Origin of the sequence: Leisingera sp. M527 (genome assembly GCF_025141525.1) — a bacterium.
Taxonomy (GTDB): domain Bacteria; phylum Pseudomonadota; class Alphaproteobacteria; order Rhodobacterales; family Rhodobacteraceae; genus Leisingera.
The window spans coordinates 3915955-3931844 of record NZ_CP081037.1 but is presented as its reverse complement, the minus strand read 5'-3'; the positions used below and the strand labels follow the sequence as shown (position 1 = coordinate 3931844).

General features: G+C 62.6%; 15 protein-coding genes. 9 read left to right on the top strand and 6 right to left on the bottom strand.

Annotation, left to right across the window (positions count from 1 at the left end):
• Positions 1 to 338: 338 nt before the first annotated feature.
• Genes napE through K3555_RS19295 form a run of 6 tightly spaced genes read left to right on the top strand, consistent with a single transcriptional unit; the run spans position 339 to position 4960 of the window.
• Positions 339 to 488 (top strand): periplasmic nitrate reductase, NapE protein, encoded by a 150-nt coding sequence (gene napE / locus K3555_RS19320; protein ID WP_129372422.1) that lies wholly within the window; start codon positions 339 to 341, stop codon positions 486 to 488.
• A 12-nt stretch (positions 489 to 500) separates the two neighbouring features.
• Positions 501 to 1016, top strand: coding sequence for a ferredoxin-type protein NapF (locus K3555_RS19315; RefSeq protein ID WP_259996302.1), 516 nt, complete (start codon positions 501 to 503; stop codon positions 1014 to 1016).
• Entirely contained in the window at positions 1013 to 1291 is a 279-nt protein-coding gene (locus K3555_RS19310) for a chaperone NapD (RefSeq protein WP_259996304.1), read from the top strand. The genes K3555_RS19315 and K3555_RS19310 overlap by 4 nt, the downstream gene beginning before the upstream one ends.
• A complete protein-coding gene (napA, locus tag K3555_RS19305; protein WP_260006697.1) occupies positions 1288 to 3798 on the top strand; it encodes a nitrate reductase catalytic subunit NapA in 2511 nt (836 codons plus the stop codon). Before K3555_RS19310 ends, napA begins: the two co-directional genes overlap by 4 nt.
• Before the next feature lie 8 nt (positions 3799 to 3806).
• Positions 3807 to 4292: a nitrate reductase cytochrome c-type subunit gene (locus K3555_RS19300; RefSeq protein WP_259988314.1), complete on the top strand. Its 486-nt coding sequence runs from the start codon at positions 3807 to 3809 to the stop codon at positions 4290 to 4292.
• Positions 4292 to 4960 (top strand): NapC/NirT family cytochrome c, encoded by a 669-nt coding sequence (locus K3555_RS19295; RefSeq protein WP_259988312.1) that lies wholly within the window; start codon positions 4292 to 4294, stop codon positions 4958 to 4960. Before K3555_RS19300 ends, K3555_RS19295 begins: the two co-directional genes overlap by 1 nt.
• 80 nt (positions 4961 to 5040) lie before the next feature.
• On the opposite strand, the gene K3555_RS19290 is transcribed toward K3555_RS19295, so the two are convergent.
• Positions 5041 to 5952 (bottom strand): rhodanese-related sulfurtransferase, encoded by a 912-nt coding sequence (locus K3555_RS19290; RefSeq protein ID WP_260006696.1) that lies wholly within the window; start codon positions 5950 to 5952, stop codon positions 5041 to 5043.
• 178 nt (positions 5953 to 6130) lie between these two features.
• On the opposite strand from K3555_RS19290, the gene pncA reads away from it, so the two are divergent.
• The 3 genes from pncA (at position 6131) to pncB (ending at position 10421) form a co-directional block, all read left to right on the top strand.
• Positions 6131 to 6727, top strand: a complete 597-nt coding sequence (gene pncA / locus K3555_RS19285) for a bifunctional nicotinamidase/pyrazinamidase (protein ID WP_260006695.1) — start codon at positions 6131 to 6133, stop codon at positions 6725 to 6727.
• A gap of 74 nt (positions 6728 to 6801) precedes the next feature.
• Entirely contained in the window at positions 6802 to 9069 is a 2268-nt protein-coding gene (locus K3555_RS19280; RefSeq protein ID WP_259996336.1) for a PAS domain-containing hybrid sensor histidine kinase/response regulator, read from the top strand.
• A gap of 62 nt (positions 9070 to 9131) precedes the next feature.
• Entirely contained in the window at positions 9132 to 10421 is a 1290-nt protein-coding gene (gene pncB / locus K3555_RS19275) for a nicotinate phosphoribosyltransferase (RefSeq protein ID WP_260006694.1), read from the top strand.
• Positions 10422 to 10576: 155 nt separating this feature from the next.
• Here pncB and K3555_RS19270 read toward each other — a convergent pair whose 3' ends face one another.
• Genes K3555_RS19270 through K3555_RS19250 form a run of 5 tightly spaced genes read right to left on the bottom strand, consistent with a single transcriptional unit; the run spans position 10577 to position 15845 of the window.
• A complete protein-coding gene (locus K3555_RS19270) occupies positions 10577 to 12034 on the bottom strand; it encodes an aldehyde dehydrogenase family protein (protein ID WP_260006693.1) in 1458 nt (485 codons plus the stop codon).
• Positions 12027 to 12500, bottom strand: a complete 474-nt coding sequence (locus tag K3555_RS19265; protein ID WP_260006692.1) for a GNAT family N-acetyltransferase — start codon at positions 12498 to 12500, stop codon at positions 12027 to 12029. The genes K3555_RS19270 and K3555_RS19265 overlap by 8 nt, the downstream gene beginning before the upstream one ends.
• The gene (locus tag K3555_RS19260) at positions 12497 to 14089 is read right to left on the bottom strand and encodes an ABC transporter ATP-binding protein (RefSeq protein ID WP_260006691.1); all 1593 of its coding nucleotides are present in this window, start codon (positions 14087 to 14089) and stop codon (positions 12497 to 12499) included. The genes K3555_RS19265 and K3555_RS19260 overlap by 4 nt, the downstream gene beginning before the upstream one ends.
• Complete coding sequence (locus tag K3555_RS19255) at positions 14086 to 14901, bottom strand: ABC transporter permease (protein WP_260006690.1); 816 nt, start codon at positions 14899 to 14901, stop codon at positions 14086 to 14088. Before K3555_RS19255 ends, K3555_RS19260 begins: the two co-directional genes overlap by 4 nt.
• The gene (locus K3555_RS19250; RefSeq protein WP_260006689.1) at positions 14898 to 15845 is read right to left on the bottom strand and encodes an ABC transporter permease; all 948 of its coding nucleotides are present in this window, start codon (positions 15843 to 15845) and stop codon (positions 14898 to 14900) included. Before K3555_RS19250 ends, K3555_RS19255 begins: the two co-directional genes overlap by 4 nt.
• Positions 15846 to 15890: the final 45 nt, after the last annotated feature.

Genomic DNA, 15890 nt, shown 5'->3' with positions numbered 1-15890 from the left:
GTGATGGCAAATTCAGTGCGCTTTCACTGGCCAAGCGGCACGAGGCTGGCTGGCGGCACTTCCCATACAAATTCCGAGATATGGGCGTGTTCTAAATAGGTTGGAGATATCCGCGGTTGGAAGCGCTATGGACGCATTGATATCGTTAATTTCGATTGTTTGAATGTTTGGTTTTGCCAAATCTACCGCCCGGGAAATGATTCAGATCAAAGTGCAGGACAGCCGTCCTGCGCATTCTCCTGCCAGCGACGCGGCACTGTTCAGAAAACCGGAATCAGATGCGGCCTTTTCCGGCCGGCTTGCTGCGCTACATTTGTACGAGCCAAGGAGGACAAAAAATGTCCGAACAGCCAAGCAAAGCCGAAGAGCGGAACACCTTCCTGTTCCTCGCCGTGGTTCTGGCGCCGGTACTGGCGGTGGGACTGGTCGGCGGATACGGCCTGATCATCTGGATCTCCCAGATCTTCCTGGGACCGCCCGCCGGGTAAGAGGCCAGGCCAATGCCAGCACATGCCAGCACAGCCCCCTCGCGGCGCGCCTTCCTGACCGGGAAAGTGGCCCGCCCGGAGCCGGAATTCCGTCCGCCCTGGACGGATGAGGCCCGGGTGCAGGCGCAGTGCACCGGCTGCAATGCCTGTGTTGAGGCTTGCCCGCAAGGGATCATCGAATTCGACAGCCGCAGCCGCCCGCGGATCAGTTTCCACGGTGGCGAATGCACCTTTTGCGGCGCCTGTGCCGAAGCCTGCCCGCAGGCGGTGTTCGATCTGGCACAGCCAGCGCCCTGGCCGGTGACAGTGGAGATCACCAGCAGCTGCCTGAATGCCGCCGGAATCGCCTGCCAGCTGTGCACCGATATCTGTGACCCTCGTGCCCTTCGGATGGACCTGTCGGTCCGTCCGGTCGGCGCCATTCAGGTGGATCCCGGCGCCTGCACCGGCTGCGGTGCCTGCCTGTCCACCTGTCCCAACAATGCCATCGCACTCTGCGACCCCCGCCAGCAAAGGACGCCCGCGTGACAGAAGAGATCCATATTTCCAGCCTGCTGGTGCGCAGCAATCCGGCGCAGATGGAGGATGTTCTGGCCAACATCAAATCCATGGCAGGCGCCGAGATTTCGCAAGCCGATCCCTCGGGCAAGATCGTCGTCCTGTTTGAGGCGGACAGCGACCGGGCCATTGGCGATGCCTTGGCCAGAATTCAGCTTCTCGACGGCGTCGCCAGCGCGGCGCTTGTCTTCCATCAAACCTGCGATGCGCAGGACCTCGCCATTGAAGAAGGAGTCCCCCAATGACCGGCCCCAAGACTGGCCTGACCCGCCGCGACGCCATCAAGGCGCAGGCCGCCGCAGCTGCGGCACTTGCTGCCGGGCTGCCGATCCCCGCCGCCGCGCAGAACCTTGTCACCGACGCCAATGTAACCGAGCTGAAGTGGTCCAAGGCCGCCTGCCGCTTCTGCGGCACCGGCTGCTCGATCATGGTTGCCACCAAGGCCGGCCGCGTGGTTGCCACCCATGGCGACACCCAGGCCGAGGTCAACCGCGGCCTGAACTGCGTCAAGGGCTACTTCCTGTCCAAGATCATGTACGGCGCCGACCGTCTGACCCAGCCGCTGCTGCGCAAGACCAACGGCGAATATGATAAAGAGGGCGAATTCACCCCGGTCAGCTGGGATGAGGCCTTTGATATCATGGCCGAGAAATGGAAGAAGACCCTGGCCGAAAAAGGCCCCGAGGGCATCGGCATGTTCGGCTCCGGCCAGTGGACCGTCTGGGAAGGCTATGCCGCCTCCAAGCTGATGAAGGCGGGTTTCCGTTCGAACAACATCGACCCCAACGCGCGCCACTGCATGGCCTCTGCCGTGGGCGGCTTCATGCGCACCTTCGGCATCGATGAGCCGATGGGCTGCTACGACGACTTCGAGAACGCCGACGCCTTTGTGCTGTGGGGCTCGAACATGGCAGAGATGCACCCGATCCTGTGGACCCGCATCACCGACCGCCGGTTCAGCCACCCGCATGTGAAGGTGGCGGTTCTGTCGACCTTTACCCACCGCAGCTTTGATCTGGCCGATATCCCGGCAGTGTTCACCCCGCAAACCGACATGGTGATCCTGAACTACATCGCCAACTACATCATCCAGAATGATGCGGTGCACAAGGACTTCGTCGGCAAACACGTCAACTTCCGCCGCGGTAATCAGGACATCGGCTATGGCCTGCGTCCTGAACACCCGCTGGAGCAGGCCGCCGAGAACAACGACAAGGCAGGCGGCTCCGAGCCGATGTCGTTTGAGGAGTTCGCCGAATTCGTTTCCGAATACACGCTTGAAAAAGCCGAGGAAATGTCCGGCGTTCCGGCCGAGACCCTGGAGAAGATCGCTAAGCTTTATGCCGATCCCGACACCAAGGTCATGTCGCTGTGGACCATGGGCGTCAACCAGCACACCCGCGGTGTCTGGACCAACAACCTGCTTTACAACATCCACCTGCTGACCGGCAAAATCTCCACCCCCGGCAACTCGCCGTTCTCGCTGACCGGCCAGCCGTCGGCCTGCGGCACCGCGCGCGAGGTGGGCACCTTCTCGCACCGTCTGCCTGCGGATCTGGTGGTAAAGAACCCCGAACACCGTGCCTTTGCGGAAAAGATCTGGAAACTGCCCGACGGCACCGTGCCCGGCTGGGTCGGCTCCCACGCGGTGAAACAGAACCGCGACCTGAAGGACGGCAAGATCAACTGCTACTGGGTGCAGGTGAACAACAATATGCAGGCCGCCCCCAACATGATGGAGGAAGGGCTGCCGGGCTACCGCAACCCCGACAATTTCATCGTGGTGTCGGACGCCTATCCGACGGTGACCGCGGAAGCTGCCGATCTGATCCTGCCCGCCGCGATGTGGGTGGAGAAAGAAGGCGCCTATGGCAACGCCGAGCGCCGCACCCAGTTTTGGTACCAGCTGGTCAATGCACCGGGTGAATCCAAGTCCGACCTGTGGCAGCTGGCGGAATTCTCCAAACGCTTCACCACCGACGAGGTCTGGCCGGCCGAGCTGCTGGACGCAAACCCGGAGTATAAAGGCAAGACCCTGTTCGACGTGCTGTTTGCCAACGGCAAGGTTGACCAGTTTGAACTGACCGAGAAAGCCAAAGAGTACGGCAACCACGAATCCGAAGACTTTGGGTTCTATCTCCAAAAGGGCCTGTTCGAGGAATATGCAGAGTTTGGCCGCGGCCACGGCCACGATCTGGCGCCTTTTGACCGCTACCACGAGGAACGCGGGCTGCGCTGGCCAGTGGTCGACGGCAAGGAAACCCGCTGGCGCTTCAAGGAAGGCTCGGACCCCTATGTGACCCCGGGCTCGGACTACGAGTTCTATGGCAAGCCCGACGGCAAAGCGGTGATCTTTGCGCTGCCTTACGAGCCGCCGGCAGAAAGCCCGGATGAAGAATACCCGATATGGCTGGCCACTGGCCGCGTGCTGGAACACTGGCACTCCGGCTCAATGACCCAGCGGGTGCCAGAGCTGTATCAGGCAGTCCCCGACGCGCTGTGCTACATGCACCCGGACGATGCTTCGGCCCAAGGGTTCCGGCGCGGCACCGAGGTGCGGATCATCTCGCGGCGCGGTGAAATCCGCACCCGGGTCGAGACCCGCGGCCGTAACAAGCCGCCCAAAGGTCTGGTGTTTGTGCCCTGGTTCGATGCGCGCCGGCTGATCAACAAGGTCACGCTGGATGCCACCGATCCGATCTCGAAACAGACGGACTATAAGAAATGCGCAGTCCGTATCGAAGCAGTGTGAGGCCCGTCATGAAACATCTCCGTCTCGCCATCCTGGCCGCTCCGATCCTGCTGGCCCCGGTCTTTATGGCTTCACCAGCTTTTGCCCAGAACCAGGTCGCCACGCTGCGCAACAATGCGCCGCTGGCGGAAGAGGGCGAAGCCACCCAGATCCCCGGCATCGTCAACACCGACATCCGCCAGGTGCGCAACTACCCGGACCAGCCGCCGCTGATCCCGCATAAGACTGACAATTATCAGGTGGATCTCAATTCCAACAAATGCCTGACCTGCCACAGCCGCACCGCGGTGGAGGTCAGCCAGGCGCCGATGATCTCGGTCACCCACTTCATGAACCGCGAGGGCCAGACCCTCGCCGCGGTCAGCCCGCGGCGCTATTTCTGCACCCAGTGCCACGTGGTGCAGACCAATGCCCGGCCGCTGGTTGAAAATGAGTTTGTCGATGTCGACCAGGTGCTGGATTACGTGCACTCGAAACAGGGCGGGTCTGACTGATGTGGGGTTTCTTAAAACGTCTGTGGTGGATCATCACCCGCCCCAGCGCCTTCTTCTCGCTTGGCTTCCTGACCATGGGCGGCTTTGTGATGGGGATCATCTTCTGGGGCGGTTTCAACACCGCGCTTGAGGTCACCAACACCGAGGCCTTCTGCACCAGCTGCCACGAGATGCGCGACAACGTGTTTGAGGAGCTGAAGCCGACGATCCATTACTCCAACCGCTCCGGCGTGCGGGCGTCCTGCCCGGACTGCCACGTGCCGCATCAATGGTCCAACAAGATCGCCCGCAAGATGCAGGCCTCCAAGGAGGTCTGGGGCAAGATCTTCGGCACCATCAACACGCGCGAGAAATTCCTGGAGCACCGGCTGGAACTGGCCCAGCATGAATGGGCGCGGCTTGAGGCCAACGACAGTCTGGAGTGCCGCAACTGCCACTCGGACGAGTCGATGGACATCACACGCCAGTCCAAACGGGCGGCGGATGCCCATGAACGCTTCCTGTTCACCGGCGAAAAGACCTGTATCAGCTGCCACAAAGGCATCGCCCACCAGCTGCCCGACATGAGTGCTGCCGAAGGCGAAGATCATGCCGGTCTGCTGGCCCCGGCCCATGGCGCAGGCCTGCTGGCCAGCACCCGCAGCTATCTGGGCCTGAGCAGCGACTGACGCTGCCAGCCCCCGCAACCAACAATAAAGGCCGCTGCCTCGATGGGCATCGGCCTTTTTGGTGTCAGTTGGCTGGCGGTTTACAGGGGGATGCTGCCCAGATGATCCGCGCCGCGTTTGCGGGCCAGCATCATCTGCTTCTGACGCTCACGGAACCGCGCCTTGTCTTCTTCCGAGGTCTGATCGATGCACTGATGGCAGGTGACGCCCTGCTCAAACCCGGGGCGCGCCTTGTCCTCGGGCAGGATCGGGCGGCGGCAGCCGTGGCACAGCTCATGCGGGCCTTCCACCAGCCCGTGGCCGACTGACACCCGGTTGTCGAAGACAAAGCACTCGCCTTCCCAGGTGCTGTTATCCGCAGGCATTTCCTCCAGATAGCGCAGAATGCCGCCCTTCAGGTGATAGACATCCTCCACCCCTTGACCCAGCAGGTAATTGGTCGACTTCTCGCAACGGATGCCGCCGGTGCAGAACATCGCAACCCGCTTGTTGTGAAAGCGCTCCTTGTTCTTTTCCCACCAGGCCGGAAAGTCGCGGAACGACTCGGTCATGGGATCAATCGCGCCTTCAAATGTGCCGATCGCCACTTCGTAATCGTTGCGGGTGTCGATCAGGACCACATCGTCCTGCCGGATCAGATCGTTCCATTCCTCCGGCTCAACGTAATGGCCAACAGATGCCAGCGGATCCACGTCCGGCTGGCCCATCGTCACGATCTCTTTCTTCAGCCGCACCTTCATCCTGCCAAAGGGCGGCTCAGCGGCGGTGGCTTCTTTCCAGTCCAGATCCGCGCAGCCGGGCAAGCCCTTGATATGGGCCAGCACCGCATCGATACCTGCGCGCGGTCCGGCGATGGTGCCATTGATCCCCTCCTGCGCCAGCAGCAGCGAGCCTTTGACGCCTTGCGCCTGGCAAAGCTCCAGCAGCGCCGGACGGATCGCGGCGGGATCGGGGAAACGGGTGAAGTGATAGAGGGCAGCAATTGTGTACATACCCCGCCCTTAGAACCATGGCGCGGGTAATTCAAGAGAAAGAGCCACCCCCGCTGAGCCAGTAAAATAAGGGCTTTGGATGCATGTTAATTGCTGCACCGGTATGCGACTGGCCAGCGGGAGTTTCCAAGATCCATTGCCGCCGCTACATATTGTGTGCCCAGCAAAGGAATTGCCGATGACCCAGGCTCTGATTGTCGTGGATGTACAGAATGATTTCTGCCCTGGGGGCGCGCTGGCCGTGCCCGGCGGGGATGAGGTGGTGGCCCCGATAAACGCCATGATGGACCGGTTCGATGCGGTGATCCTGACCCAGGACTGGCACCCGGCGGGGCATACCTCCTTTGCGTCTTCGCATCCGGGAAAGGATTCGTTTGAAACGGCCGAGATGCCTTATGGCACCCAGGTTTTGTGGCCGGATCACTGCGTGCAGGGCAGCGATGGGGCCGCATTTCACAAGGGTTTGCGCACCGATGGCGACCTGATCCTCCGCAAGGGCTTCCGGCCAGGGATTGACAGCTATTCCGGGTTCTTTGAGAACGATCACTCCACCCCCACCGGGCTGGAGGGCTATTTGCGCAGCCGCGGCATCACTGCGCTGACCCTGGCTGGACTGGCCACTGATTTCTGTGTTGCCTTCACTGCCCTGGATGCGGCGCGGCTTGGCTTTTCCGTAACGGTTGAGCTGGCAGCCTGCCGCGCCATTGATCTGGACGGATCGCTGCAGGCGGCGCTGGAGAGAATGGAGAGCAAAAATATAAACCTGCAATCTTAAGGAGAATGGCGCGAAATATTAACAAAGGCGTTGCTATGCTGTGCGGGCACCCCGACAGATGCCAAGGCTGATTGATGGACACTTCGGACTGGACCGGCAACGGACCGCTGGCCAACTTTAGTAAACGATACGGCTCGCTTGAGCTGTTGCTGCGTTATTGCCGCGGCCGTGTCCGCGCGTTCCGGGCCCGCCTGTTGTTCATGCTTTTTGCTTTTGCCGTTCTTGGGCTGGTCGTGCCGCCGCTCTATTCGCTGCTGGCTTTTGCGCTTGCGCTTGCCGGGGATGTTGCGGACTGCCTTCTGCTGCGCCAGGCGGATCATCTGGTCCGCCGCGGGATGAGCGAAGGGTGGCTGCGGCTGCTGACGGCGCTGACCGCCTTTTTGCATGCCTTGGCGCTCGGCGCGGCCGCGTCAGCCCCGTTCTGGGTCGAAATGCCGGGATTGGTGCCGCACGCCCATAATGAGCCGCTTTTTACAATCGGACTGCTTACCGGGATGGCGATCAATGCCGGGCTGGTGCTGCCGTATCATCCGCTTGCAGTCATAACCAGACTTGTCACCTATGCGGCATTGCCGGTTGCCTTTCTGGCCGTGGAGATCGTTGAAACCCCGGTTCTGGCACCTGCGTATTTCCTTCATCTGGCAGGGCTGGCAGTTCTTTTTGCCTCCTTTTTCTGGTTTCTGAGCTATGTCAGGCGCAATTTCAGCCGGACCCGCGGCGCTTTGCTGGCCCAGGCGCTCCAGCAGGAGGAACTGGAAGCCGCCTATGTCCGGCTTTCCGACCAGAAGATGGAGGCCAAGCGCCTGGCGCTGGTTGCTGAAAGCGCCAATGACAGCGTGATGCTGATGGATCGCGACGGGCGCATTACCTGGGTGAACGACAGTTTCACCCGCATCACCGGTTACAGTTTTGACGAGGCGCTGGGTCAGTTGCCCGGCGATCTGCTGAACAGCGGCGAGACGGACGCCGAGACTATCCGCCAGCTGCAAGACAGTGTTCTCCATGCGCGTCCTCTGCGGGTGGAAATCCGCAATCGCTGCAAGGACGGCCGGCGGGTCTGGATCGAGACCAGCCAGGTGCCGATGCTGAACGCGGCCGGTGAACTGGAGACCCTGATCGCGGTGGAGCGGGACATCACCGCCTCCAAGGAACATGCCCAGCAACTGGAACAGGCCCGTATCGCCGCCGAGGAAGGCGCCCGGGCCAAGGCTGATTTTCTGGCCACGATGAGCCACGAAATCCGGACACCGATGAATGGTGTGATCGGCATGGCCCAGTTGCTGCGCGAAAGCAGCATGGATGAAGAGCAAACCCTTTACACTGACACCATCCTCAGTTCGGCGGATACCCTGCTGGCGCTGATTAATGATGTGCTCGATTTTTCGCAAATGGATGCCGAGGAGCTTAACCTCAGCCAGGTCAATTTCGATCCGCACGCTTGTTTTGAGGAAACCATCCGCCTGCTGCAGGCCCAGGCAGACGCCAAAGAGTTGGAGCTGGTTCTGAAAATCACCGGTCGTGTGCCCAGCCTGCTGCGGGGGGATGACCGGCGGATCCGGCAGGTTCTGATGAATCTCACCGGTAATGCGATCAAGTTCACGGATCAGGGCCGGGTGCTGGTGACACTGGATGCCGAACCGGCGGCGTCAGGGACAGGCCGCGACCTGGTGTTCTCGGTCGCAGATACCGGAATTGGCATCGCCGCGGAAAAGCTTGGCAAGGTGTTTGAGCGTTTTTCCCAAGCGGATGCTGCAATCAGCCGCCGTTTTGGCGGCACCGGGCTTGGGCTGGCCATATCCCGCCGCATTGCGGAAGCGATGGACGGCAGTATCACGGTCACGTCGGAACCGGGCTTGGGGTCCTGCTTTACGGTGCGGCTGCGGTTGCAAACGCCTCAGCCGGAACCTGCAAAGGCGCCCGCGGCACCGGCCTATCCGGACAGCTCCCCGGCACTGGACGGCCTGCGGGTTCTGGTGGCCGAGGACAACGCGGTGAACCGGGTGCTGATTGAAAAGTTCCTGCAATCCGCCCCGGTAGAGCTGGCCTTTGCCAAGGATGGCCGCGAGGCAGTGGCGCGTTTTGAGGATTTTGCGCCCGATGTCATTCTGATGGATATGTCGATGCCGGAAATGGATGGGTTGGAGGCCACCCGGATGATCCGGGCCAGGGCCCGCCCGCAGCCGGCCATTGTGGCCCTGACCGCCAATGCCTTTGAGTCTGACCGCAAGGCCTGCCTGGATGCCGGCATGGATAACTTTATGAGCAAGCCGATCAACCGGGGTGTGCTTTTGGAGGTGCTGGGCCAATTGGCACCGCAAGCACAAGCCCGCCGCGCGGGTTGATTTCCTTGCTCCCGCAGGCGCGCTATTCTATCAATCAGTGACCCTTATGCACGAGGCTGCCGGTGGATATTGCAACCCGCGTCTACAATCACAAATGGAAAATCGATCCGATTGTCCGGTCGCTGATTGATACGGATTTTTACAAGCTTCTGATGTGCCAGTCGGTGTTCCGCAACAAGCCGGACACGACGGTGACCTTCTCTCTGATCAACCGTTCCGCGCAGGTGCCGCTGGCCCGGCTGATCGACGAGGGCGAGCTGCGCGAACAGCTCGACCATATCCGCTCGCTGTCGCTCAGCCGCGGTGAAAGCACTTGGCTGCGCGGCAATACCTTTTACGGCAAACGGCAGATGTTCCGCCCTGACTTCATGGAATGGTTCGAGGGCCTGCGCCTGCCGCCCTATCATCTGGAACGCAGGGGCGATCAGTATGAGCTGACCTTCGAGGGCAAATGGCACGAAGTGATGCTGTGGGAAATCCCAGCGCTGGCGGTGCTGATGGAGCTGCGCAGCCGTGCCGTGATCAACAGCATGGGCCGGTTTGAGCTGCAGGTGCTTTATGCCCGCGCCATGACCAAGGTTTGGGAAAAGATCGATCGCCTGCGGGACGTGGACGGGCTGACCATCGCCGATTTCGGCACCCGGCGGCGGCACTCGTTCCTGTGGCAGGACTGGTGCGTGCAGGCGATGCACGAGGGGCTGGGCGGCAAGTTCACCGGCACCTCCAACTGTCTCATCGCGATGCGCCGCGAAGTGGAGGCGATCGGCACCAATGCCCATGAGCTGCCGATGGTCTATTCCGCGCTGGCTGAAGATGACGCGAAGCTGGCCCAAGCGCCCTATGACGTTCTGTCCGACTGGCATGATGAGCACGAGGGAAACCTGCGCATCATCCTGCCCGACACCTACGGCACCCAAGGCTTCCTGGACCGTGCGCCCGATTGGCTGGCCGGTTGGACCGGCATCCGTATCGACAGCGGCGATCCGGCCAAGGGCGCCGAGGTTGCGATCAATTGGTGGCAAGACCGCGGCGAGGATCCGGCGGAGAAGCGGGTGATCTTTTCCGACGGGCTCGACGTGCAGCAGATCCAGGACCTGCACGCGCAGTTTTCGGACCGCACCAAAGTGTCCTTTGGCTGGGGCACGCTGCTGACCAACGACTTCCGCGGGCTGGTGAAGGATAACGCGCTGGCGCCGTTTTCGCTGGTCTGCAAGGCGGTTGCCGCCAATGGCCGGCCGACCGTGAAATTGTCGGACAATCCGGAAAAGGCAATGGGGCCTGCAAAGGAGATTGCGCGCTACAAGCAAGTGTTCGGAGTCGGTTCTCAGGAACGGCTGGACGTTATTGTTTAACTCTCTTCCTGCGCTGCAAAGAACGGGCTGGCTCCCGCGCGTTGCCCCTGCTTTGAAAAGCAAGGGCGCCCCTTGGACCCGGCACGCCGCGCTGGAGGCGCGGCCTGCCGGGCATTGTGCAACGCACGGCGCAAAACCTCTTGCGGCAGCGGGACCTAACCGTGATGGGCGGCCACGGTCTTGAGCTGAGAGAACCCATAGAGCGCTTCAAACCCCTTTTCCCGCCCATGGCCGGATTTCCCGACACCGCCAAAGGGCAGCTCAACCCCGCCGCCGGCGCCGTAATTGTTAAGGAACACCTGCCCGGCCCGAAGACGCTTTGCCAGCCGCATCTGCCGTGCGCCGTCTCGGGTCCAGACGCTGGCCACCAGGCCGTAATCGGTGCTGTTGGCAATCCGCACGGCGTCTTCTTCGGTCTCAAACGGGATCAGCACCTGCACCGGGCCGAACACCTCCTCGCGCGCCAGCACATGATCCGGCGGCACGTCGGCAAACAGAGTGGGCCGGACATAGGCGCCCGTTTCCGGCGCCTGCGGGGAAATGGCGCCATGGGCAGCAACCGGCAGGTTCGCGCCCTGCTCCAGATAGCTCTCGACAATCTGTTTTTGCCGGGCAGAGATCAGCGGTCCCAGCTGCAGGTCGTCCTTTGCCGGCCCCGCCTTCAGGTCACGGTAGGCATCTGCCATCCGCGCCTTCACCTCGCCGTAGACCCCGCGCTGCACCAGAATACGCGAGGAGGCCGAACAGGTCTGGCCTGCATTCTGGATGCCTGCATTCACAAGAAACGGCAAAGCGGCGTCCATATCCGCATCGTCGAACACAAGCTGCGGAGACTTGCCGCCCAGCTCCAGCGTCACCGGAACCACATTGGCGCCTGCGGCCTGCTGCACCAGCGCGCCCGTGCGCACCGAGCCGGTAAAGGAAATATGCTGCACATTTGGATGCCCTGCCAGTGCCGAGCCGGCTTCCCCTCCCAGACCCGGCACCACATTCAGCGCCCCGGCGGGCAGCCCGGCCTCGACCGCGATACGGGCAAAAGCCAGTGCCGTCAGGCAGGCTTCTTCGGCCGGTTTCAGCACGCAGGCATTGCCCATTGCCAGCGCCGCACCCACCGAACGCCCGATGATCTGCATCGGGTAATTCCAGGGCACGATATGCCCCGTCACCCCATGCGGTTCGCGCAGCGTATAGACGGTGAAACCGTCCAGATAAGGGATAGTCTCTCCCATCACCTTGTCCGCTGCGCCGCCGTAGAATTCGCAGTAGCGCGCCAGCGCCAGCGCATCGGCCCGCGCCTGGGTCAGCGGCTTGCCCACGTCCATCGCTTCCAGTGCGGCCAGTTGCTCTACCCGCTCCAGCACCAGCGGTCCGATCCGGGTCAGGATGCGGCCGCGCTCCAGCGCTGTCATCGCGCCCCATTCCCCCTCCAAGGCAGCATCTGCGGCCTGCACCGCAGCCTCTATATCCGCTGCACCGCCGCGAGGGATCCGGCAGATTTCGCTGCCGTCCGAGGGGTTCACCAACGGCAGGGTTCCGCCGCTGGCGGCGGGAAGCCAAGCGCCGCCAATGAGGCACAGCGCGGGATCGAACCAGAGAGGGGAGGCGTCAGTCATCATGGGCTCCTGCAACGTCGAATGTGTAGCTTTTGATCTGATGTCCGGTGAAGGGCGCGCCCTCGCGCAAACCCCGGATGCCGGGCAGGAGGCTGAGGCATGTGCCCCAGAACGCCACAGCCTGGCGTGAGGATTTCGACAATCCCATGCGCCAGCGCCCCGGAAACTCCTGCAGGATAAGGCAAGCGGCTTCCTGGCCCCAACCCTGGCGGCGGTGCTGCGGCAGAATGCAGAACTCCGACAACTCGCGCCGGTCATCGGGCAGGTTCAGCACGATGGCAAAACCGATGCGGGCGCTGTCCTTGCGCAGCCAGAAGGCGGTCACATCCTTGCGGTGCAGCATCTGGCCCGCACGCTCGGTGGGATCGATTGCAGCGTGCGGCGCTGTCTCCTTGAAATAGGGCGCCATCGCTGCGGCCAGCAAGGCCTGTTCCCGCGGCATGATCAGCGCTAGAGACAGGGTCATGCAGCCCCCGAATTCAGATCGGGAAGAACCGGCGCAGCGGCAATCAGCTGCCGGGTATAGGGATGCTGCGGATTGCTGAACATGGCCTCGGTTGCGCCCTGCTCGACGATCTCGCCTTTTTGCATCACCAGGCAGCGGTCGGTGATCGTCCGCACCACGCTCAGGTCATGGCTGATGAACAGATAGGTGAGGGCATAGGCCTCGCACAGCTCCGCCAGCAGGTCGAGGATCCGGGCCCGGACCGAGACGTCGAGAGCAGAGACCGCCTCGTCAAAGATGATCAGCTCTGGACGGGTGATCAATGCGCGGGCAATCGCAATACGCTGGCGCTGGCCGCCGGAGAACTGGTGGATGTATTTGCCGGCATCTTCAGGGTTTAGCCCGACAGCAGAAAGGGTTTCGGAAATAAGCCCGGCGCGCGCCGCCCCGCTTGGCGGATCTGGCAGCAGATGGAATGGTTCGGTGATCAGCCGCTCCACCCGGTGACGCGGGTTGAAGCTGCCATAGGGGTCCTGGAACACAACCTGGACTTTGCGTCGAATCGCCGGGTTGAGGTGAGTCGCAACACTCTCTCCATCGAGGCGGATCTCCCCGCCCTGCAACGGTTCCAGCCCCAGAATCGCCCGTGTCAGGGTCGATTTTCCGCACCCCGACTCACCCACCAGGCCCAGCCGTTCACCGCGGTTCAGGGTAAAGGAGACATTTTTCACGGCGCGGAATGTGCCGGGTTTGGAAAACAGCGATTCGCGCGGGGTTCTGTAGTCGCGGACCGTATTCCTGACTTCCAGCAACGGCGCGGGGGCGGGCGGGTCCGGCAGCGCCACCTGATGTCTGGAGGCTTCAAACAGCATCCGCGTGTAGGGATGCCGCATGTTGCGCAACAGCCAGGTGGTATGGCCGGTTTCCACCACTCCGCCGTTCCGCATGACGACGATCCGGTCGGCCAGGTCGGCGACGACGGCCAGGTCATGGCTGATGATCATCAACCCCATGCCATAGTCTTGAACCAGGTCCTTCAGCAGCTCCAGAATCTGCGCCTGGGTGGTGACATCCAGCGCGGTTGTCGGCTCATCCGCGATCAGCAGCTTGGGGCGCAAAGCGATGGCCATTGCAATCACCACCCGCTGGCGCTGGCCGCCCGACAGCTCATGCGGATAGCGCGACAGGGGGAAACGGTCCGCCGGCAGGCCCACCCGCTCCAGCACCTCGCGGGCGCGGGCTTCGGCCTGCCGGCGGGGCATCGCCTTGTGGATAAGAATCGTCTCCATCACCTGCGCACCGATGGTCTTGACCGGGTTCAGCGCGGTCATCGGCTCCTGGAACACCATGCCGATGGACTGGCCGCGCAGGGCGCACATTTGCGTCTCGGACTGCTCCAGCAACTGGGTGCCGCTCAGCGTTATGTACCCCTTGGCCTCCGCAAGGTCCGGCAGCAGCTGCATGATGGCGAGTGCGGTCATCGACTTGCCCGACCCGCTTTCACCGGTGACCGCCACGATCTCGCCCGGCTCGATGTGGAAGCAGACATCCTTCAGCACCTGAAGGGCGCCGATCCTGACCGACAGGCTGGTGACATCCAGTAGCGTCATGCGCGTGCCACCCTTAGTTTCGGGTCCAGGAAATCGCGTAACCCGTCGCCCAGCAGGTTCAGCCCCAGCACGGTCAGGATGATGGCCATGCCCGGCACCAGCGCCAGATGCGGGGCAAAGCTGACCATTGTCTGAGCGTCGGCCAGCATCCGGCCCCAGCTAGGGGTGGGCGGCTGGGCGCCGAGGCCGACATAGCTGAGACCCGCTTCCGCCAGGATACCCAGCGAGAACTGGATGGTGCCCTGCACGATCAGCAGGTTCATCACATTGGGCAGGATATGCTCAGCCGAGATCCGTGCCGCGCCCTTGCCTGCCACCCGTGCGGCCAGGATGAACTCGCGCTCCCACAGGGACAAAGCCGCGCCGCGGGTGATGCGGGCAAAGACCGGGATGTTGAAGATGCCGATGGCGATGATGGCGTTGACTGCCCCGGCACCCAGGACGGCGGTGATGAGGATGGCGATCACCAGCGACGGGAAGGCAAAGACCAGATCATTGCCGCGCATGATCCCCTCATCCAGCCACGACCCGTTGCGCGCGGCGGCGGCCAGCCCCAGCGGCACACCCGCGCCCATACCAATGCCGACAGCCACCAGCGCCACGGCGATGGAGGTGCGGGCGCCGACCATGATCATCGACATCAGGTCGCGCCCGAAATGATCGGTGCCCAGCCAGTGCTGCGCATTCGGCGTTTGCAGTTTGGCGGGGATGTTCATTGCCGCGTGGTCGAATGGCGTCCACAGAAACGACACCAGCGCCGCCAGCAGCACCAGCGAGGAGAGCACGCCGCCAAGGATCAGGTTGCGGGTCATGTCCGGCTCCTGAGGCGCGGGTCGACCAGCGCATAGGCGAGATCAACCAGGAAATTCACCGTAATGACGGCAAAGACCAGCAGCATCACCACCGACTCCACCACGATCAGATCGCGCGAGGAAATCGCCTGGAACACCAGCCGCCCGAGGCCGGGCAGGTAGAACACCTGCTCAATAATGATGGCGCCCGCCAGCAGGAATGAAAACTGCAAGCCGATGATGGTCAGCACCGGGATCAGGGCATTCCTGACCCCATGCCGCCACAGAGCCTGGCGGCGCGAGAGCCCCTTGGCGCGGGCAGTGCGCATGAAATCCTCGCCCAGGATGTCGAGCAGCGCCGAGCGCATCACCCGCGTCAGGATCGCAGCCTGCGGCAGCGCCAGTGCAATCGCAGGCAGGGTAAGCGCATGGACACCTGCACAAAGCCCGGCCTCCCAGCCCGGAAAGCCGCCGGCTCCGAACCAGCGCAGGTTGATGGCAAAGATCAGCACGAGCATCATCGCAAACCAGAAGTTCGGCACGGCGACACCCAGCTGGGTAGCCCCAATCACAGCCATGTCCCCGGGCTTGCCGCGGCGGGCAGCAGCGTAGATGCCGGCCGGAAAGGCGATGAGCGTGGAGAGCGTCAGCGCATAGAGCGCCAGCGGCAGCGACACCCACAGCCGGTCGGCAATCATGCCGGCAACTGGCGTGCGGTAAGTGTAGGAGGTGCCGAAATCGCCGCCCAGCATGCCGGCGGCCCAACTAAGGTAACGGGCCAGCTTGCCCTGATCCAGCCCCAGCTCCGCCTGCAGTGCGGCGACGGTGTCGGCCTGCGCATTGACCCCCAGCATGAAGGAGGCCGGATCACCCGGCGCCACCTCCACCACAAGAAAAATCACCAGCGAGGCCACGGCCAGGCTGGCAATCAGCGACAACAGGCGTTTCAGGGCGTAACGCAACATGCCCGCCACGTTAGGAGCGCCGGGCGGTTCGGTCCAGTGGGCAGC